Annotated in this window: 21 protein-coding genes; 7 read left to right on the plus strand and 14 right to left on the minus strand. The window is 64.7% G+C overall.

The window, feature by feature from the left end:
• Nucleotides 1-35: 35 nt before the first annotated feature.
• The 3 genes from P2T57_RS16470 to P2T57_RS16480 all read right to left on the minus strand — a co-directional run bounded on the left by P2T57_RS16470 (nucleotide 36) and on the right by P2T57_RS16480 (nucleotide 2,853).
• Entirely contained in the window at nucleotides 36-782 is a 747-nt protein-coding gene (locus P2T57_RS16470; protein WP_276300312.1) for a diphthine--ammonia ligase, read from the minus strand.
• 117 nt (nucleotides 783-899) lie between these two features.
• Nucleotides 900-2,057 carry a DUF373 family protein gene (locus P2T57_RS16475; protein ID WP_276300313.1) on the minus strand — a complete coding sequence of 386 codons (1,158 nt, stop codon included), beginning with the start codon at nucleotides 2,055-2,057 and terminating at the stop codon, nucleotides 900-902.
• 73 nt (nucleotides 2,058-2,130) lie between these two features.
• Entirely contained in the window at nucleotides 2,131-2,853 is a 723-nt protein-coding gene (locus P2T57_RS16480) for a PHP domain-containing protein (protein ID WP_276300314.1), read from the minus strand.
• 60 nt (nucleotides 2,854-2,913) lie between these two features.
• Here P2T57_RS16480 and P2T57_RS16485 point away from each other — a divergent pair, with 60 nt between their 5' ends.
• The gene (locus P2T57_RS16485) at nucleotides 2,914-3,252 is read left to right on the plus strand and encodes a hypothetical protein (protein WP_276300315.1); all 339 of its coding nucleotides are present in this window, start codon (nucleotides 2,914-2,916) and stop codon (nucleotides 3,250-3,252) included.
• Here P2T57_RS16485 and P2T57_RS16490 read toward each other — a convergent pair.
• From P2T57_RS16490 to P2T57_RS16505, 4 genes are all read right to left on the minus strand, one after another.
• A complete protein-coding gene (locus tag P2T57_RS16490) occupies nucleotides 3,249-4,097 on the minus strand; it encodes an endonuclease III domain-containing protein (protein ID WP_276300316.1) in 849 nt (282 codons plus the stop codon). The genes P2T57_RS16485 and P2T57_RS16490 overlap by 4 nt on opposite strands.
• Before the next feature lie 129 nt (nucleotides 4,098-4,226).
• Nucleotides 4,227-4,664 carry a hypothetical protein gene (locus P2T57_RS16495; protein ID WP_276300317.1) on the minus strand — a complete coding sequence of 146 codons (438 nt, stop codon included), beginning with the start codon at nucleotides 4,662-4,664 and terminating at the stop codon, nucleotides 4,227-4,229.
• Nucleotides 4,661-5,083 (minus strand): DUF371 domain-containing protein, encoded by a 423-nt coding sequence (locus tag P2T57_RS16500; protein ID WP_276300318.1) that lies wholly within the window; start codon nucleotides 5,081-5,083, stop codon nucleotides 4,661-4,663. Before P2T57_RS16500 ends, P2T57_RS16495 begins: the two co-directional genes overlap by 4 nt.
• A gap of 120 nt (nucleotides 5,084-5,203) precedes the next feature.
• The gene (locus P2T57_RS16505; protein ID WP_168215896.1) at nucleotides 5,204-5,356 is read right to left on the minus strand and encodes a hypothetical protein; all 153 of its coding nucleotides are present in this window, start codon (nucleotides 5,354-5,356) and stop codon (nucleotides 5,204-5,206) included.
• 112 nt (nucleotides 5,357-5,468) lie between these two features.
• On the opposite strand from P2T57_RS16505, the gene P2T57_RS16510 reads away from it, so the two are divergent.
• Both P2T57_RS16510 and P2T57_RS16515 read left to right on the plus strand, forming a co-directional pair.
• Complete coding sequence (locus P2T57_RS16510) at nucleotides 5,469-7,343, plus strand: hydrolase (RefSeq protein ID WP_276300319.1); 1,875 nt, start codon at nucleotides 5,469-5,471, stop codon at nucleotides 7,341-7,343.
• A gap of 259 nt (nucleotides 7,344-7,602) precedes the next feature.
• Complete coding sequence (locus P2T57_RS16515; protein ID WP_276300320.1) at nucleotides 7,603-8,466, plus strand: coiled-coil protein; 864 nt, start codon at nucleotides 7,603-7,605, stop codon at nucleotides 8,464-8,466.
• Between the two features lie 611 nt (nucleotides 8,467-9,077).
• On the opposite strand, the gene P2T57_RS16520 is transcribed toward P2T57_RS16515, so the two are convergent.
• From P2T57_RS16520 to trpC, 4 genes are read right to left on the minus strand one after another with little or no spacing between them, the layout of a single operon-like run.
• A complete protein-coding gene (locus P2T57_RS16520) occupies nucleotides 9,078-9,872 on the minus strand; it encodes a 2-amino-3,7-dideoxy-D-threo-hept-6-ulosonate synthase (RefSeq protein ID WP_276300321.1) in 795 nt (264 codons plus the stop codon).
• Nucleotides 9,873-9,899: 27 nt separating this feature from the next.
• The gene (gene trpA, locus P2T57_RS16525) at nucleotides 9,900-10,778 is read right to left on the minus strand and encodes a tryptophan synthase subunit alpha (RefSeq protein ID WP_276300322.1); all 879 of its coding nucleotides are present in this window, start codon (nucleotides 10,776-10,778) and stop codon (nucleotides 9,900-9,902) included.
• On the minus strand, nucleotides 10,768-12,021 hold the full coding sequence (gene trpB / locus P2T57_RS16530; RefSeq protein WP_276300323.1) for a tryptophan synthase subunit beta: 1,254 nt from the start codon (nucleotides 12,019-12,021) through the stop codon (nucleotides 10,768-10,770). Before trpB ends, trpA begins: the two co-directional genes overlap by 11 nt.
• Nucleotides 12,018-12,833, minus strand: a complete 816-nt coding sequence (trpC, locus tag P2T57_RS16535) for an indole-3-glycerol phosphate synthase (RefSeq protein ID WP_276302124.1) — start codon at nucleotides 12,831-12,833, stop codon at nucleotides 12,018-12,020. The genes trpB and trpC overlap by 4 nt, the downstream gene beginning before the upstream one ends.
• 97 nt (nucleotides 12,834-12,930) lie before the next feature.
• On the opposite strand from trpC, the gene P2T57_RS16540 reads away from it, so the two are divergent.
• Nucleotides 12,931-13,413, plus strand: coding sequence for an MGMT family protein (locus P2T57_RS16540; RefSeq protein ID WP_276300324.1), 483 nt, complete (start codon nucleotides 12,931-12,933; stop codon nucleotides 13,411-13,413).
• Between the two features lie 161 nt (nucleotides 13,414-13,574).
• Here the strand turns inward: P2T57_RS16540 and P2T57_RS16545 are convergent, their stop codons facing one another.
• Nucleotides 13,575-15,494: a beta-CASP ribonuclease aCPSF1 gene (locus P2T57_RS16545; RefSeq protein WP_276300325.1), complete on the minus strand. Its 1,920-nt coding sequence runs from the start codon at nucleotides 15,492-15,494 to the stop codon at nucleotides 13,575-13,577.
• Between the two features lie 336 nt (nucleotides 15,495-15,830).
• On the opposite strand from P2T57_RS16545, the gene P2T57_RS16550 reads away from it, so the two are divergent.
• Nucleotides 15,831-16,322 (plus strand): DUF7984 family protein, encoded by a 492-nt coding sequence (locus P2T57_RS16550; protein ID WP_276300326.1) that lies wholly within the window; start codon nucleotides 15,831-15,833, stop codon nucleotides 16,320-16,322.
• A gap of 403 nt (nucleotides 16,323-16,725) precedes the next feature.
• On the opposite strand, the gene P2T57_RS16555 is transcribed toward P2T57_RS16550, so the two are convergent.
• A complete protein-coding gene (locus P2T57_RS16555) occupies nucleotides 16,726-17,364 on the minus strand; it encodes a ferredoxin--NADP reductase (RefSeq protein WP_276300327.1) in 639 nt (212 codons plus the stop codon).
• The gene (locus tag P2T57_RS16560) at nucleotides 17,324-17,569 is read right to left on the minus strand and encodes a hypothetical protein (RefSeq protein ID WP_276300328.1); all 246 of its coding nucleotides are present in this window, start codon (nucleotides 17,567-17,569) and stop codon (nucleotides 17,324-17,326) included. The genes P2T57_RS16555 and P2T57_RS16560 overlap by 41 nt, the downstream gene beginning before the upstream one ends.
• A gap of 92 nt (nucleotides 17,570-17,661) precedes the next feature.
• Here P2T57_RS16560 and P2T57_RS16565 point away from each other — a divergent pair, with 92 nt between their 5' ends.
• Both P2T57_RS16565 and P2T57_RS16570 read left to right on the plus strand, forming a co-directional pair.
• Nucleotides 17,662-18,150: an 8-oxo-dGTP diphosphatase gene (locus P2T57_RS16565; RefSeq protein WP_276300330.1), complete on the plus strand. Its 489-nt coding sequence runs from the start codon at nucleotides 17,662-17,664 to the stop codon at nucleotides 18,148-18,150.
• A 104-nt stretch (nucleotides 18,151-18,254) separates the two neighbouring features.
• Nucleotides 18,255-18,929 (plus strand): hypothetical protein, encoded by a 675-nt coding sequence (locus P2T57_RS16570; protein WP_276300331.1) that lies wholly within the window; start codon nucleotides 18,255-18,257, stop codon nucleotides 18,927-18,929.
• Nucleotides 18,930-19,110 lie beyond the last annotated feature (181 nt).

The following is a 19,110-nucleotide window of genomic DNA, read 5'->3' on the forward strand; positions in this document are numbered from 1 at the left end:
AAATCACAAACTGCCGCAACCACCGACGCCCGAAATCACTCACTCAACCACGCATCTTCAATTTGGAGCGTCCCGCGAGTCCCGTCCCACTCGGTCGAATACTCCAACTCGATGGCGCGGTCCATGTGCGGACCGTCGGTCACCAGCGTCTCGAACTCGCCGCCCTCACCGAGGATGTGGACGCCGTGGCTCTCGTTCAACTCCTCGAGTTCCGCGATGGCCGCCTCGTCCAGCGTCCGGCCAAGCCACGACTCGTCAAGTCCGTAGGCCGCGACGCGGATGATGGTGATTTCGAAGCCCGCGTCGAGCATCGCGTCGGCGAGTTCGCGGGGATTTTCCTGCCAGAGGGGCGCGAACACCTCGGCGTCGAGTCGGTCGGCCATCTCCTCGATGCGGGAGGTCTGGTATTCGCTCTCGACTGCGCCCGCCGTGACGCCCGCCACGCCGCCCGAAAGGTCCGAGTCGAGTTCCCGGACCGCGGCTTCGAGGGGTTCGAGTTCCTCGTCGCCCTGCGCGCCGGATTCGGTCGCGTCGTCGGCCTCGAAGTCGTCGGGTTCGACCTCTACGAGCGGGATGCCGATGCTCTCGGCCGCCAGCGAGGCCAATCGGGTCGCCGGGACGTGGTACATGTAAGAGTCGCCTTCGGGATGGACCGTGACGAGACGGGACACGTCCAGTCCGTTTTCGAGCGCCTGATACAGCGCCCACGACGAGTCCTTGCCGCCCGAGAAGAGGCTAACCCACTGGCCCTCCCGCGCGGCCGACGATGGCTGTTCGGTCATGACCGTGAGTCGGGAGCGAGCGGATTTAGGTGCGGCGAATCGCGCCACTCCGGCCTAAAACACATTTTCGATTGTATGCAGAATAAATGTGTTTGCGAGACGAATACGTATAGTTCCTCAATCCATCAGTTCCTCGTCCTCGAACTCGTCGCCAAGCGAGGACCCCGTGACGTAGGACGAGATGCGAACCCCGAGCAGACTCACCACGACGCCCGCGACGACGAACAGCGCCATCCGGGTGCCGGCGTCGAGGTTGATGCGTGCGACCGCGAGGCTTCCGAGTTCGGCGTGGGGGACCACCACCGGTTCGATGAACTCCTCGCGCTGGAGGAAGTACGCCGAGAAGCCCCGGACGACCAGTCCGACCGCCAGCACGCCGAACGGGAGATTGAGGTAGGAGTTGCGCACCCGGTCGTTGCGGATAACCTCGTCCAGCAGTCGGCCCGTCGAGGCCGCGAGCGCCGCCGCCGCCAGCCACGGCACGCTGGCGAACGCGAACGCCATCGCGGGCAGGAGGACCCCCTGCGTCGGCATCCCGAGGTCCGAGACCCGGAGCGCCCCGGCGAACACGCCGATGAGCGAGAGGCCCGCCGCGACGACGTAGGTGACGATGGAGACCCGGCCCGAGTAGAGGGCGTCCCGAATCTGGCCGGGCAGGTCCGAGACGTACTCGTCCACGCCCAACCCCTTGTAGAGGACGAACAGGCCGATAACGGCCGTAATCGAGGCCACCGCCATCGCGGGACCGAACACCATCAGCAGGATGGGGAACGCCAGCATGGCGACCCCGACCGGGACGAGGACGGTCTGGCGTAGCTCCTCGTCGGCGAGGAACTGCTTGAGGAGATAGTAGGTCGATTCGATGTCGCGGGCCTGCCGGACGACCACCCTATCGACCGCATCAACCTGCACCCTGCTCTCGATGATGGGGACCAGTCGCTCGTCTTGGGCGCTGTCGATGACCACGACCGCGGAGTCGGGGTCGTGTTCGGCGATGAGAGAGTCCATCTGGTCGGCCACCGCGCGGTCCCGGCCGACCATCGTCTCGGCCGCGCCGGAGATGACCGCCACGGTGGTCTCCTCGTCGTCGTCGCGCAGGTCGCGGGCCACCCGCAGGGATTCGAGGAGGCAGTTGACGCTGGCGTCTTCGGGGTCCGCGAGACCGACTTCCGTGACTAACGACCTGACGGCCTCCCACCCCGAAACTGGGGTCTGGAGACCGGTCTTGGTGCCGATGTCGTCGTCGCGGTCCACGCACACTACCAGCGTACTCATGTCGCGTATCTGAATTCAGACGGTCGGGCGTTAAAAACCCTCGTGCTTGGGGTGATACGTCCGGTAAACCCCGTCAGAATCGGGCGAAACTCGACAGACTCGCGGCGACGCCGTGGCCGACCTTCCGCCCGGCACCCAGCGCGTAGTGTTGGACGCTCCGGGTCAGTGGCTGGCGGCGGCCGTGGACCTCGGCGTCGCCATTGCCGATGGCGTCCACGACGCGATTGCTGTCGAGGTCCGCCTTCGACCCGACCCCCTCGATGGTGAGTTCGGTGTAGGCCCGGCCGATGTACTTCGCGGAGTGGGCGTCGCTGGCGGCCACGCCGGGGTAGTCCCAGTGGGCGGCGAACTTCCGAGCGCGCCGGTTGCGGTAGCCCGTGAAAATCCACGCGTTGTACACCTCGATGGCGTCGCAGTCGGTGATGTGGCCCTTCCGAACCCCGTGGCGAGTCCGCTGGAAGGGATGGGGAACGACGGCAGTTCCCCCCGCGTCTCGAATCCACTCGACCGTCTCGTCGAGAGGCCGATGGGGTTCCGGGCGCTCCTCGACGCCGATGGCGAGCAGGTGGCCCGCCGCGGTCGAAACCTCGACGCCGGGGATGCCGACCAGTCCGTACTGGGGCGCGAGTTCGGCCGCCCGGAGCGACTCGGCGATGGTGTCGTGGTCGGTCACGACGATGCCGTCGAGGCCGATGTCGCTGGCCTGCTCCAAGAGGAGTTCGACGGGTTCGTGGCCGTCGTAGGACCCTTCGGAGTGGACGTGGGGGTCGATAGCCACCGTGACCTCGGGAGTCATTTCCTCTCGCTAGGACCCGAAACGGCAAAAGTCCGGCCCTCGAAAATCCGAGGCGTCGAGATGCCGGACCTGACCCTCGAATCCGAGGAGTGGTACGTCCTCGAAAACTGGCTCCGAGAGCGGGAGAACCGCCTCCAGTACGCCCTCCGGGACAAGTCCGCCGAATGGGAGTTCGTTCACGACCTCCGGCGGGAGATAGCGGACCAGCGCGGCGAAAACCGTGAGACCGCCGGCGTCACCGAAACCGTCTCGCTCTCGAACCGGCAGGTCGGCTACCTCGGGTCGTACCTCGGGAAGCGAGCGCGGAAGCTTCGCTTTCTGCCGTGGCGCGACCGGGAGCGCCGGGACGTTCGCCACCTGCGGGACCACCTGCTGGCGGAGGCCCGGCGAGAAAACTAGTCGGCGTCAAGCGTGGCTTCCGCAGGGTCAACGACTGCGCGGGACTCGACATCGACGCCCACCCTGTCGCAGATGTCCGACATCGGGCACTCGTCCAGTCCGTCGAGGCACGCCGGTTTGCGGGCCGAGCAGTACTCCCGGCCGAACTGGATGCTCGCGGTGTGGCCGAACCCGCACTTCTCCGCCGGGACTTCTCGCTCCAAGACTGCGCGGACCCCCTCGTGGTCGGCGTCGGCGGGCGCGATGCCGAGTCGCCGGTAGATGCGGTGGACGTGGGTGTCCACGGGGAAGACGCCGCCCCGACCGCCAGCGAACAGCAGGACGCAATCGGCGGTCTTGGGACCCACGCCGCCGAAATCGAGGAGGACGGGCCGGACCTCCTCTGGGTCCTCCTCGCGGACGAAGGCGTCGAACTCGGCGGCGCTCCCGTAGTCGGCCAGCACCCGGTCGGCGACCGAAATCAGCACGTCGGCCTTCCGGTTGTAGAGGCCCGCGGACCGAATCGTGTCGGCGAGTTCGTCGTGGTCGGCGTCGGCGAGCGCGCCAGCGAGGTCGGTCGCTTCGGAGTCCTCGCCGTACGTCTCCATCAGCGCGTCGTGGGCCGGTTGGCTCGCCACGTCGCTGGTGTTCTGGCTCAGAATCGTGCGGACCAGACACTCGAAGGCGTCGCGTCCGCCGTAGGTCTTCTGCCAGTACAGGTCTCCGAGGCGATTCACGACCTCCTCGGCGCGGGTCCCGGCCTCGGCGGCGTCGAACGCCGCGAACGAACTCGCAGACGGGTCGCCCCCGCTGATGTTCTCGGCGGGTTCGGGGTCGCCCTCGTCGGGGTCGGCGTCCTCGCTCATGGCCGAGGCTGAGGACCGAATCCGATTAAAACGCTCGGCCTCGCAGTCCGAGCGGTCGGCTACCGGACGGGGAAATGTATCGATTGCTCGGAGAAATAATTCTATGCCGAAAGCAAACAATAATACGTCTCACCCGCCGATGGCGTAGAGGCGGAGCGCGCCGCCCATCGAGAGGTGGACGCCCCCGAGCGCGGTGAGGTAGAACCCCGCGGCCGGGACGAACGTGCCGAGAAAGCCGCTCGAAAGCAGGTAGTAGACGGTCAGCACCGCGACGAACCCGCCCGCGACGGTCGTCACGACGGCGGCCCGCGCTCCGCCGAGGAGAGGGACCGAGACGGGCATCAACTCGACGGGGAGGACCCCCAGAAGCGCCACGGCCGCCGCAGTCAGGGCAAGCCAATCCAGACCGGCGATACCCGTCTCCATCCCGGCGAGATGAATCGCCGGTACCGGCCCCTGATACCCCGGTCGGACCATCAGCCACGGGAGCCACGTCCCGACCGCGACCCCGCCGGCCCCGGCGAACGCGACCAACCGGGCCACGACGCTCCACGTCTGACGACTCATTCCTCGCGCTCGACGGTCAGCGTCACGGTCAACTCCGCGCCCTCGGCCAGCGCGGAGACCAGTTCGCGGTCGAAGCCCTCGGCGGCGAACTCCGCGCCGACCACCACGGTCCGGTCGTCCACGTAGTCGCTGGTCCGACCTACGGCGCTCCGGTCGCTCTCGAAGGTGAGGTCGGGGTCTCCTCGGCCCGCGACCGTCTCGGTGTGGTCGGGAGTCTCGAAGGTGAGGGTGATGGTGGCGTCCTCGTGCTGGCACGCCGCGACGAACTCGGGATTGAAGTCCGCCGGGGCGCGGTCGGCCTCGATACCGAGAATACAGTCGCCGGCGGGCGTGAGGAAGTCGTCGGTCGTGACCTCGAACGTGCTGGCGTGTTCCGCCGAGACGTTCTCGTGGCCCTCGGCGTGGATGACTTCTTGCATGGTTGCTGGCCGAGGGTTGGGAGGGTGGTCACTTGAGAGTCTTCTTTCGGGACGAGTTTCTCTCGGCGTCGTCGGCAACCGCTATCCGCGAGGACGACAGGGCGGCGTTCCGGCGCGGCGCTACCGGACGACGGTCACGGTGACCGCGCCGCAGGCACACTCGTAGGCCCGGCGCTCGCCCGCCTCGGTCGTCATCCGGAGCATCAACTCGTTCTCGCCGAGGGTGCGCTCGCACTTGGCACCGTCGCAGGCACACCGCAAGTCTTCGAGCATGGGAGAACGTGGTGCCGCCATCCTACTTAAATTGTGCTAAGGGCGCAGTGAAAGTGAAAGTGGTCGGCCATGGGACGTAAAGCCTATCTGGTATGGGTTTAGTTGGCCGAGTATGTCTCTCACCGACTGGACGGGCGCGGCCCTCGACTCGCCCGCGGAGGACGAACCTCCCTCCTCCGACGAGTGGCACCCCGTCGAAGTGCCGGGCCGCCCCGAGCGGTTTGCCGACGCGGACATCGTAGCCTACCGAACCGAGTTCGCCGACCCCACCGACGGCGACGAGCGAGCGACCCTCGAACTCCGCGGCCTGTTCGCCGACGCCCGAATCTGGCTCAACGGCGACCTGCTCGGCGAACACGACACCTACTTCCTCCCCGCCCGCTACGAGTTGGACTTGGAGGCCGACAACGAGTTAGTCGTGGAGTGTCGCGCCCCCGACGAGTTCGCCGGTATCTACGGTACCGACCGAGTGCCCGAGTCGCGCGCCGTCCCCGGCATCTGGTGGGGCGTGGACCTCGAAACCCACCCCGAGACGTTCATCGACCGACTGTCGCTGACTCCTCGGCGGACCGACGAGGGCGCGGTCATCGACGCCGAACTCGCAGTCGAAGCGGGCGAAGCCCTCGACGACCGCATCTCGCTGTCGGTCCGCCCGCAGGGGTTCCGGGGCGGCGGCGTGATGGAGCGCGCCAGAATCGAGGCCGACGCCGGGGAGCGCGCCGCGATTTCGAAGACCCTCGAACTCCGGGACCCCGCCTACTGGTGGCCCGCCGGGCACGGTCCTCAGCACCGGTACGCCGTCAGGGCGAGACTCGGCGACTCCGAGCGCGTCGTCCAGACCGGCCTCTGCGAAGTCGAGGAGGCCGGAGACGGAACAGATGGTCTCGTCGTCAACGGCCAGCGAGTCCGAGCGCGAGGGTTCTCGCTCCTGCCGACCGGCGACCCCACGTGGGACGTGGAACGGGCGGCCAACGCCAACGCCAACCTCGTCCGCGCTCGGGGCCACGTCCCGCCCGCAGAGTTCTACGAGGCCGCGGCCGAGGCGGGCCTGCTGGTCTGGCAGGACCTCCCGATTTCGGGAGCGAGCGACTACGACGCCGAGCGCGCGACCGACCTCGCCGAATCGGTCGAGCGCCACCCCTGCGTGGCCGCGTTCGGCGTCCGGTCGGACCCCAGCGACCACCTCGCGGGCGTCGGTCCCTCACGATTCGCGCGCTACAAGGTCCGCTGGCGGGCGTGGCGGGCGGGCCACGACCCGACGCCGGACCGAGAGGTCGCCGAGGCCTTCCCCGACGATGCGGTGGTGTTTCCGGTCTCGGGCGCGCCGGGCATCGACGCCGACGCGACCCACGTCTACCCCGGATGGGAGTTCGGCGACGTCGGCGATACCGAGTGGATTCTCGACAAGTACGACTGCGGCGGCGCAGTCGGTGCGTTCGGTGCCGGTTCGCTCGCCGAGGAGGCGGGCGGCGACGGCGACCCCGCCGGGTTCGATGCGAGCGCCCACGACGCCTACGTCCCGCAGAGCGGTGACGACGTGGGAGCGGTTGAGGCCTCCCAAGCCTACCAGACGCGCGTCCTCAAGCACGTCACCGAGACGCTTCGCAGACGCGGAACTGGCCTGCTGACGGCGGACGCGCTTCGGGACACCGACGCCGGGGCGGGCATGGGCGTCCTGACCGCCGACGGAAGCCAGAAGGCCGGGTACGAGGCGATGGCGGCCTCGCTCGAACCGGTGCAGGTCCTCCTCGACGCCTACCCGACCGGCGGGGACACCCGCGAGTTGACCGTGGTCAACGACACGCCCGAGGAGGTGTCGGGCACTGTCTCGTGGACCGCGGGCGACCGGACCGGCGGGTCGGACGTGTCGGTCGAAGCCTACGGCCGGGAGCGGGCGGGAACGCTGGACGTTCCGACCGACGCCGAAGCGGTCGAACTCTCGTTCGGCCGGGCCGACGGGGCGGTCCAGAACGTGTATCCTTTATAACCCCCTGAGAAGTGTGGGAAGGCCTTACACGGCCGGTAGAGGGCGTGTGAACGCTTTCCACGGCTGGGGTAGGCGGAACATTTATATATCCACAGCGAATATTTGGAGGTACCAGAACGCCACGAGCGTTCGGCCAGCATCGTGCGACAAATGACATGGGACTATTGTCAACGGTCGATTGCCAGTGACAGACAGCAGTTGCTGTCGGTCGCTGGACAGCCGAACGCCACGGCGGGCATGGAATCGAGGTTTAATTAGCATGGTAAGTGTAACAGAAGAGGAACTTCAGAACAAGTCGAAAGGCGAACTAATCAAACTTGCAGGACAGCTCCGAGACCGACGAAACGAGCTGAACCAGAAGGCGTCCAAGCGCGCTTCCAAGCGTGACGACCTGAACGCCAAGACCCGCGAGAAGGTCGACGAAGCGCAGGAACACCGCGAGAAGCGCGACGAACTCAACGAGCAGGTTCAAGAGCACAAAGAGAGCCGTAACGAGCTCAACGCGAAGGCCAACGAACTGTTCGACGAGGTCGAGGACAAGAAGTCAGACCTCGAACTCGACGAGGGCAAGGACATCGAGGAGCTCGAATCCGAAATCGAGGACCTCGAATTCAAGCAACAGACCGAGGTCCTCTCGACCGAGGACGAGCGCGAACTCATCGAGAAAATCGAGGAGAAGCGCGAGAAGCTTCAGGCCCGCAAGGAGAAGCTCGAGGAGAGCGAGGACCTCGAAGGCCTCGTTGAGGAAGCCGAGGAGGTTCGCGCCGAAGCGAGCCGTCACCACGAGAAGGTCACGGAACTCGCGGACAAGGCCCAAGAGCATCACAACCAGATGATTGAGGCCTACCGCGAGGCCGACGAGATTCGTGACGAGGCCGACGAGATGCACGAGAAGTTCGTGGAGGCCCAAGAGTCCGCCGACCAGCACCACGAGGACTTCGTGCGCGTCCAGAAGCGACTCCGCGAACTGGACAAGCAGGAAGAAGAGGAGCGCAAGTCCGAGAAGGAGAAGGAGCGAGAAGAGGCCAAGGAAGAGGCCGAGGAAATCTACCAGCAGTTCAAGGAAGGCGAGACCCTCGACACCGAGGACCTCATGAAGCTCCAGAAGACGGGCCTGCTCTAATCCGGCCGTAGTTCTGCGGACATTTCATTCTCAGTTTTCTCTCGACGGGTAGCGATGGGTGTGAGCAATAGACTGATTCTATCTCGGCGACTGATTGCTAGGTTACTGGCGGAACTCCGGAGGACGTTGCAGTGGTGAAACGCCGGAAGATGTTGCGAGCAAGCTAGCTATTGCCGAAGCCGAGGCGTCTACCGCCCCGCCCCGCTACCGCGGGCCACACCCTCTCCAACCGATTGCGTTGTCTGCGAACGACGTTCGCAGATCAGCGAGACGCGAAGCGTCTCGCAAGCCTCGGCCTACGGCCTGCGCTACTCATCCACCGGCAGACAAACCGCGTCTGCCGAGCAGTCGGTCGTCGTCCGAGAGCGACGCTCTCGTGATCACGAAAATCTTCGATTTTCGAACGACTACGCTCCCGACGACCTCGTGCGGTTGGCGCGGCATGAACGCCGCGCCGTGGGAGACAAGCTCCCACGAGCCTTGCCTCGCTACGCTCGGCAAGACGCCAGCGCGCGCCACAGCACCATTGGAGAATTAGATACAATTGCTAAAGAAACGATTACCTATTCAAAGCACATGAAGAAGTTGCTCTAAACGAGACCGCTACAAAATCAGACTTCGACTGCCAGACCCGCTTCCCGAAGCGCGTCGTTCGCGCTCGCGCCGTCGTGGACCACCGAGGAGACCGCCCGCGCAATCGACTCCGGACTGTCGTGCTGGAAAATCGACCGGCCCATCGAGACGCCGGATGCGCCGGCGTCCATCGCGCCGCGGACCGCTTCGAGTGTCGCCCGGTCGCCCTCGGGTTCGCCGCCGGCGATGACCACCGGGAGGTTGGTCGATTCCACGACGCGCTCGAAGCTGTCGGCGTCGCCGCTGTAGGCTGTTTTCACGACGTCGGAGCCGACCTCCTCGGCGAGGCGGACCGCGTGGCCCAGATTCTCGGCGTCGTGTTCGTCTATGCCCGGTCCCCGAGCGTAGGACATCGCCAGCACCGGGACGCCGTACTCGTCTGCCGTCTCGGTGACGCGGGCGAGGTCCTCGATTTGCTCGCGCTCGAACTTGCTCCCGACGTTGATGTGGAGCGACACGGCGTCAGCGCCCGCCCGGACCGCTTCCTTGACGGTGCCGGTCATGCGCTTGTCGTTACTGTCCGGGCCGATGGAAGTCGAGGCGTTGAGGTGGACGATGTAGCCAGCGCCGTTCTTGTTCGGGTGAACGCGGGGGGCGATGCCCTTCTGGGTCAGCACCGAGTCCGCGCCGCCGCGAGTCACCGCGTCGATGGTCGATTCGATGTCCCCCAGTCCCTTCACCGCGCCGAGGGTGATGCCGTGGTCCATCGGGACGATTACGTACTTTCCGTCTGTGCCGATTCGGTCGAGTCGTGCTGTGGTTCCTACGTCCATGGTGTGTGAATCTGTAGCAAGGAATGGTTATTTGCCTTCCGGTTCCGGAACTTTCTCCGCGCCGTCGAGTGCGCCTTCTTTGAGTTCGCGGGCCTTGGCTTCGAGGCGGTCGGCTACCTCGTCGCCTTCTGCGATGAGGTCCACGAACGCGCTCCCGACGATGATGCCGTCAGCGCCGCCCGAGACAATTTCTCTGGCGTGGTCGCGCTCGCTGATGCCGAATCCGACCGCCTTCGGGAGGTCGGTCTCGTCCAGTCGCCCGAGGCTGACGTGGGTGTCGGTACTCACGTCGGAGCGCGCGCCGGTCGTACCGAGTCGGCCCTGCACGTAGACGAACCCAGTCGCCCTGTCGAGCATCCGGTCGAGGCGCTCGTCGGTCGTCGTGGGCGCGACGATGAATATCAGGTCGAGACCGTGGGCCTCGCAGGCCGACTTGAGGGGGCCGCTCTCGTCCACCGGCAGGTCGGGCACGATGAGGCCCGAGATTCCGGCTTCCGCGGCGGCCTCCACGAAGGGTTCCGGTCCCTCCCGGCCCTCGCTCGCGGTTTTACCGCTCGCATCCGAGGCGCGTTGCGCCTCGCTATCCCCGTACTGATAAATCAGATTGTAGTAGGTCATGCAGACCAGCGGCACGTCTACCTCGGCGTCCTCGCGCAGTTCGGCCACGAGGTCGAAGTACCGGTCCGGCGTCATCCCGGCGTCTAGCGCCCGGCGAATCGCCTGCTGGATGGTCGGCCCCTCGGCGATGGGTTCGGAGAACGGCAGGCCGAGTTCGATGACGTCGGCCCCGCCCCGGACCAGCGCCCGGACGTACTCTTTCGTTGACTCGGCGTCTGGGTCGCCCGCCGCGACGTAAGAGATAAGCGGGGGTTCGTCGGCGAACGCTTCGCGAATACTACTGCTCACCCTCGAACACCTCCATGGAGGGCGCGGCGTCCAAGTCGCGCTTCTCGCTCTCCTCGATAACCGTGTCGAGGTCTTTGTCTCCTCGGCCCGAGACGTTGACGACTACGAGGTCGCCGAGGTCGTCGGCCTGCTCGCCGAGGACGGCCTCCTCCAAGTAGGCCAGCGCGTGGCTGGATTCGAGCGCGGGGATGATGCCCTCCAACTTCGAGAGTCGGTGGAAGGCTTCGAGCGCCGCGTCGTCGCCGACGTTGACCGGCGTGACTCGGCCCTCGTCCGCGAGGTAGGCCAGTTCCGGGCCGACGCCCGAGTAGTCCAGTCCCGCGCTCACGCTGTGGGATTCGAGAATCTGACCGTCCCGGTTCTGGAGGAGCTTGGTCCTCGCGCCGTGAAGCACGCCCTCCTCGCCGGTCGAGAGCGAGGCCGAGTGGGGTGCGAGGTCCTCGTCCTCGTCGATGGTCAACTCCGAGCCACCTGCTTCCACCGCCACGAGGTCTACGTCCTCGTCCGGGACGAACTCGTGGAAGGTTCCCATCGTGTTCGACCCACCGCCGGCGCAGGCCACCACGCTGTCGGGGAGTCGCCCGGTCTGGTCGCGGACCTGCTCGCGGGCCTCCTCGGAGATGACTGACTGGAAGTCCCGGACCATCTTGGGGAAGGGATGGGGGCCGACGATGGACCCGATGACGTAGTGGGTGTCCTCGACGTTGGTCGCCCAGTCGCGCATCGTCTCGTTGATGGCCTCCTTCAGGGTGCCCGACCCGATGTCTACGGGATTGACCTCGGCGTCGTGGATTCGCATCCGGAAGACGTTGGGTCGCTGGCGGTTGATGTCGGTCCGGCCCATGTAGATTTCGCAGGGCATCCCGAGGTAGGCCGACGCCATCGCCGTCGCGGTGCCGTGCTGGCCCGCGCCGGTCTCGGCGATGATGCGGTCCTTGCCCATGTACTTGGCCAGCAGGACCTGTCCGAGCGCGTTGTTCAGTTTGTGCGCCCCGCCGTGAAGCAAGTCCTCGCGTTTGAGATAGACCTCGCGGTCGTATCGCTCGCTGAGTCGGTCGGCCCGCTGGAGGGGCGTGGGTCGCCCGCCGAAGTCTCGCAGGCGTTCGCGGAACTCGTCCATGAAGCCGTCCTCGTTGTCGAGGACGTAGCGTTCGTAGGCGTCCGTCAACTCCTCGATGGCGGGCATCAGCGCCTCCGGGACGTACTGACCGCCGTAGTCGCCGAACTTGGATTCGCTACTCATGTCTGTGTCTCTTTGGGGGTAGTCAGTCGCTGGGTGTTCTCAGTTACGTTTCCGAGGGACTCGGTCCCTCGACTTCCGGAGTCGGTCTCTGGAATCCCGTCCATAATCGCACTCCCGACGAGCAAGCCGTCGGCACCGGCCTCCCGCATCCGGTTGGCGTCGTCCGAGGTGGCGATTCCGCTCTCGGCTACGAGGGTCACGTCGTCCGGTGCGAAGGGCGCGACGCTCTCGAAGGTTTCGAGGTCCACTTCCAACCGGGCCAAATCCCGGTTGTTCACGCCGACGATTTCGGCTCCGGCCCGGACCGCTTGGGCCAACCCGTCGCGGTCGTGGACCTCCACGAGGGGCTGAAACCCGCGGTCTCGGGCCGCAGAAATCAGGCCGTCGAGGTCGTCCACGAACCGGGCGATGAGGAGGATTACGTCGGCTTTCACGGTGTCGAGTTGCTCCTCGCGCAGAACGAAGTCCTTCCGGAGGACCGGCACGTCCACCGCCTCGCGGACCCGGCGCAGGTTCTCGGGCGACCCCTCGAAGTGGTCGGGTTCGGTGAGGACCGAAAGGGCGGCCGCGCCGCCCTCGACCATCTGTTCGGCCAGTTCTACCGGGTCGGCGTCACGGGTCCCGTCGGTGGTCGGACTCGTCGGCTTGACTTCCGCGATGACTGGGACGCGCCCGTCGGCCTCGGCGTCCGCGAGCGCGTCGGGAAGCGACCGGGAATCGACCGACAGCGGCCCGCCGTCGGGGTCCCCGCGGGCCTCCGCAGACCGGAGGATAGAGGCCACCGCGGGCGCAAGTTCCTCGCTTTCGTTCATCATTGTGCATCAACGGACGGAATTGTACATAAGGCTTGCGCTGGGGTTCCCGACTGACCGCGGAATCTTCAAGTCCGGACCGCCCGAAGCGACGGGCATGGACGAGATTGGCGACGTGGACGGCGTTGCTGGCATCTTCGCGCGCGAGTCGTCGTATCTAGACCGACACGTCCAACTGGGCATCGCCAGCGGACGGGTCCTCAGCGTCTCCTTCCCGGACACGCCCGACGAGGAGGCCGAGTCCGACCACGACCTGCTGGACAGAATCTTCGACTACCTCGACGGGGTGGAGGAGGACGACTTCTCGGACGTGGAAGTCGCGCTCACGGTGCCGACCGACCAGCGCCGGGTGCTGGAGCGGGTCCGCGAGATTCCCTACGGCGACCAAATCAACGTCGAGACGCTGGCCCGGATGACCAGCGGCATCGACCACACCGACGAGGCAGATTTGAACATCGTCCGGACCGCGCTCGACCAGAACCCCGCGCCGCTGGTCATCCCGGACCATCGGGTTCGGGACGGCCCGAGCGCCGCCCCGGCCGTGGTCGAGCAGAAACTCCGGTCGCTGGAAGGACTCTGAGGACGGCGGGCACGCCCAGACGGCAGGGACAATTATTTATTTCTTTTAGACACGGAATCGTTTTTCTAGCAACTCTATACGTTTCTCCGATTCGGACGACCTACTCGCGGCTACTCGTGCCGAAACGCGGAGAAGCGAGGGCCTGCGAGGTCGGTCGTTCCCTACTTGAACCTGAACGTCTCCAGATTCTTGGGCGCGAACGTTCGCATGTTGAACTCGTGGTAGAGCGACGACGAGAGGTCCTGCGTCGAGGACTCGTCGCCGTGGACGCAGAGAATCTTCTCGGGGCGAGGGTTCATGGTCTTGACGAAGTTCATCAGGCCCTGTCGGTCGGCGTGGCCGGAGAAGCCGTCTACCGTCCGCACGTCGAGTTCGAGCGAGAGTTGGCCGTTGCGGCCGCCGCCGCGGTTCATCGGAATCTCGTCCCACCCGTTCTGGATGCGTCGGCCCAGCGTCCCCTGTGCCTGATAGCCGACGAAGACCATCCGGTTGTCGGGGTCGCCGCCGAGGTGTTCGAGCCACGACATGATGGGACCGCCCGTGACCATCCCGGAGGTCGAGAGGATGATGCACTGGTCGCCGTCGGCCACGTCTTGGCGCTCCTCCTCGCCGCCGTCGATGTGGTTGAACTGGTCGGCGAGGAAGGGGTTCTCGTCCTCGTGGAAGATGCGGTCTCTGAGGTCGTCACGCAGATACTCGGGGTAGGTCGTGTGAATCGCAGTCGCCTCCCAAATCATCCCGTCGAGGTGGACCGGCATCTCGGGGATGTCGCCGTTGCGCATCGCCTCCTCGAGGACGAGCATCATCTCTTGGGACCGACCGACTGCGAACGCCGGGATGACGACCTTTCCGCCGCGGTCGTAGGCCTCGTTGATTACCTCCTTGAGTTTCTCCTCGGAGTCCTCTTGGTCGGTTTGGTAGTCGTTGCGACCGCCGTAGGTCGATTCCATGACGAGGGTCTCGACCCGCGGGAAGTCGTTGACCGCGCCGTTGAACAGGCGGGTGTCGTCGTAGTGGATGTCGCCGGAGAACGCCACGTTGTAGAGGCCGTCGCCGATGTGGAAGTGACAGATGGACGACCCGAGGATGTGGCCCGCGTTGTGGAGCGTGAGTTTCACGTCGGGCGCGATGTCGGTCACGTCGCCGTATTCGAGCGGGATGGTGTGCTTGATGGCCTCCCGGACCATCTCGGACTCGTAGGGCGGCGCGCGGCCCTCCTTGGCGGCCACGTCGAGGTAGTCGAGTTGGAGCAGACCCATCAGGTCGCGGGTCGGTTCCGTGGTGTAAATCGGGCCGTCGTAGCCGTACTTGAACAGCAGGGGAATCAGCGCCGAGTGGTCGAGGTGGGCGTGGGTCAGCACCACCGCGTCGATGGTGTTTGCGCCGGCACCGAGGGCCTCCTCGACTTGGAGGTAGGGCACTTCGTCCTCGGCACCGGGCTTGTCGCCGCAATCGATGAGGATGCGGGTCTCGGGCGTCGAGAGGATGAACGACGCACGGCCGACCTCACGACAACAGCCGAGGGTCGTGACCCGGACGTACTCGTCGTCGGACATCTCCTCGCGGTGAATCTGGCGACCCACCTTCTCGAGGATGTCGCGGCGCTCGTCGCGCTCCTGTTTCAGGAAATTCCGGACGTTCGAGACCGTCGAGGACTCGATGGGCGGGGTCCGGACGACTTCGGGCGTCCAGCCGACTTCTTGGGTAATCTCTCGGAGGGTCGAACCGTGCTTGCCGATGACCATGCCGGGCTTTTCGGCCTCGATGACGACCTCTCCCGTGTCGGCGTGGAAGTCGAGGTCGGTGACGCCGGCCTCCTCGGGGATAACGTCCATAATGTCCTCTCGGGCGTCCTTCGGCCGAGACAGCACGTCCGGGTCGGGCCGGACCGTGATGCGCTTGCGAAGTTGACTGGCCAACTTTCGGATGAGGTCGCCGTTCCGGGCGAATTTCTTCGGGTCGCGCGTGTAGACGACCAGTTCCGGGCCTTCGTACTTCACGTCCGATACCGAGATGTCGCTCGGTAACTCGCTCGTAATCTCTGCTCGCAGGTCCTCTAATTGCTGGTCTACTTTACTCATAGTGAAAAAGTGGTTCCGTTGTCGTTCTCCGCATCGTCCCGTCTGGCCCGTCCGGTCCGACGCCACCGCAGGCTAACTGCTCACGGTCGCGTGTCGGACCGGTCGGGATGCCATCAGGACTACGATGCAGAGTACAGCACAGCATAGGTTTCGCTTCTCCGCGGGATACGATAACTCGCGCGTCGGCGAGTCGTCCACGCCCCCGGAACAACCGGGGCGGACCGGACGCTCACTCGGGGACGCAGGAAAACCCGCTTATCCGGCATTAGTTCCTGATATTATAAAAGCCTTCTCAAAATGCGCAAACCCAAGCCCGTGGCCGCCGTTTGGCCGGACATGCGACTGACTCCTCAGCGAGTCGCCGACGAGTACGAGTGGGTCCGGAGTCGGGCCGACGTGGTGGTGCCGCTGATAAACGACGTGCGCGAGGACCTCGGCGACCTGTTCGACACCGAGGTCGATTCCGTGACCGAGGAGACCTACCGCGAGGAAGTAGACGCCGTTTTCGCCGACGGGGACCGGGCGGTCAACCTCGCTGGACTGGTGGTCCTCCTCCGGGAACTCGACGTGGAGGGCGACTATCCGGGGTTCGTGGTGGACGAGATGTTAGGCCGGGAACTCGCGGGAACCATCGCCGGGACCCAACCCCTCCGCTTGCTGGGCGAGGCCACCTTTCACTACGCCGACGTGAGCGTTCACGCCGAGGAGGACCGCCAGACTGCCGGGGCCGACGACCTTGACGCCGCCCTCGCCGCCGGGTTCCAGACTCGACTGCCGGGGTGGGACTGGCAGGAGGGAGAGAGTCCCTTCGCTATCGACCGGAAGTAGGATGGAAATTCCAGCGAAATCGCCGGCATCGAGGTTCGACAAGCCGAACGCAGGCCGACCAAAACGCGAGTTCCGCCTGACGGACCAACCGCCGGTTTGGGTGGACTGAAAGGGGCCGGTCGGCCGCGTACAGTTCAGTCGCTGTGGTGGCTCTATTCGCGGCGGGCGGTGTCTCGCCGAACGGAGTGAGGTCGTTCGAAAGGCGAAGCCTTTCGTGATCACGAAAATCTCCGATTTTCGGACGACGATGGCTTGGAAGACGCGGGTTGTCTTCCAGTGCTGAGAGCCGCGAATATCCGCCACAGCGACCGCGGCCGACCGGGGGCTTTCTAAACGCACTTCGCCGTGCTTCCGGTGGTCGTTTTCGTCGCCGTTCCTGCCTACCGGTCTCTCGATGATTCAATTACTCGCTTTCGTCCGAAACCTCGTCGCCCTCCCAGCCTTCGACGTACACCTGTTCGTCGTCTACACCTTGGTCGCCGAGATACTCCTGCGTCTCGACCACCATCTCGGGCACGCCGCAGATGTAGAAGTCCCGGTCGCCGAAGTCGTCCAGATAGTCGTCGAGGAGGTCCTGCACGTGGCCCTCGGGTCCCGACCAGTCGTCGTCGGCCTCCGAGAGGACGTAGACGACCTCCAGATTCTCGTGTTGGGCTTCGAGTTGGTCCAGCGTCTCCCGATAGAAGATGTGCTGTTGGTCCTTCTCGCCGAAGAAGAAGGTGGCCTGTCCGGTCCCCTCCTCGACGTACTGCTTGACCATCGCCATCATCGGCGTGATGCCGGTTCCGGTCGAGACGAACGCCACGTCCGAGTCGAGATTTCGGAGGGAGAGATTTCCGTCTAGCTCCTCGATGTCGATGGTGTCGCCGGGCGTCCGCTCGTGCATCCACGTCGAGGCCACGCCGCCGGGGTACCGCTTGATGGCGAGCGTGATTTTCCGGGTACCGGGGAGCGCAGTCGAGGTGTAGGGACGGACGACCTCCTCGTCTTCGTCGCCGTCCTCACCGCTTTCCCCCTTCGTTGCTTTCGCTTTCTGGTTCATTCTTTTCACTTTCTCTCTCGTTGCTTTCACCCTCTCCATCGTTGTCCTCGTCGTCGGCCGCCGGACTCTCCGCTCGCGGGAAGTGGACGTGCGTGTGCTGGCCGGGGTCGAACTCGAATGCGTCGTCCGCTTCGAGGACGAACTGCTTGACGTTCGGTGTCATCTGGTGGACGGACGTGACCGTGACCTCGTGGAGGTCGCTCATGGTGATTCGAAGGTGGTACGCCGGGCGGCCGGATAACTCGGGCGGCCGAGCAATCGTCCCGATTTATCAGTTGGCGGTTCGATTGCCGACACATGCAGTCCGCGACCCTCTGTTACCTCTTGCGACCCGAGGAGAAGGAGGTCCTCCTCATCCGAAAGAAGCGCGGCCTCGGCGAAGGCCTCTACCTCGGCCCCGGCGGCAAGGTCGAGGAGGACGAGACCCCCCGCGAGTGCGTCGTCCGCGAAGTCGAGGAGGAAATCGGCGTCACGCCTCGCGACCCCGAGAAGGTCGGCGAGTTTCGATTCGTGATGGGTGACGACTCCGGGATGTTCGCCCACGTCTTCCGGGCCGAGGAGTTCTCGGGCACGCCCGAGGAGTCCTCGGAGGCCGACCCCGAGTGGTTCGACTACGATTCGCTCCCCTACGACCAGATGTGGGATGACGACCGGTATTGGATGCCCCATCTCCTCGACGGCGAGACCTTTGCGGGCGAGTTCGTCTTCGATGAAGATGGCGACGAACTCCGGGACTGGGAAGTCGAAACCGGTGTCCGGGAAGTCGATGCGGCCGAGTCATTTTAGGTGAGGATATTTCCCGTACATACGTTTATACGTCAAAACGAAGCTAAATCGGGCTATGAGAAGTACCGGTAGCGGCGACGACCTGTGGACGCGAAGGTTGGGTAATGAGTAACGAAGACCGCGTTCGCCGGGCACAACTTGCAAGGACAGAGGCCAGAGAAACTATCGCCGAACAGACGGCAAAACTTTCGGACATCAACGAGAAGGCGGTTCAGATATTTCGACTGAACATCGTAGTCGTCGGTATACTGATTAGCGGGATTTCTCTTTCAATCCGGTCAGAGGTGGTCACCGCGTCGGCGCTGTCGAATCCGTTTATCGAGTTTGGGGTCGGGTTGCTATTCAGCTCAATCGTCTTTGCCTCTGTAACTTATACCTCGACTCGCGGCGAAATCGGTGTCAATCCAGACGACGTGACCGACCGAATTCTCGAAGATCGGTTTGACTACGACCTCGTTGAGGAGGGACTGGCGGAAGCGTACGCGACGTGGATTCAGGAGAACTACCGAGCGAACACTAAAAATGCACTCTTGTTCACACTCACGCTTCTGACGACCGTGACGGGGATTTGCTATCTGCTTCTTGGTGCAGTTGAAGTATATACTGCACCGCTCCCGTGGCACACTAACCTCTGGGGCCTCACGTTGTTCGTACTCCTCGGAAAACTGAGCGGGCTTCCGGGACAGCTTCGAAGATGGCGAAAGATGGCGAATCCGGAGAACAGTATTCGTTCGTGGTCGAAGCGGATTTTCGATGGGATAGACAGAAGCGAATCGTAGTCAGGGCAAACCTATTTCCGAGATTACGCACAACTGGTAATCGTGACTAACGAAGACGACAGAGAGAAGCCCGATTTCGAGGGACAGACCGTATTCAACGGTGACTTCGACGAGGAGGACGACTAAAAAAGAGGTCGTCCGGACTCCGCACTCATGTCGCGTTCTGCGAATCTCCCGCGTC

Origin of the sequence: Halorussus lipolyticus (genome assembly GCF_029338375.1) — an archaeon.
In the GTDB taxonomy this organism is placed as follows: Archaea; Halobacteriota; Halobacteria; order Halobacteriales; family Haladaptataceae; genus Halorussus; species Halorussus lipolyticus.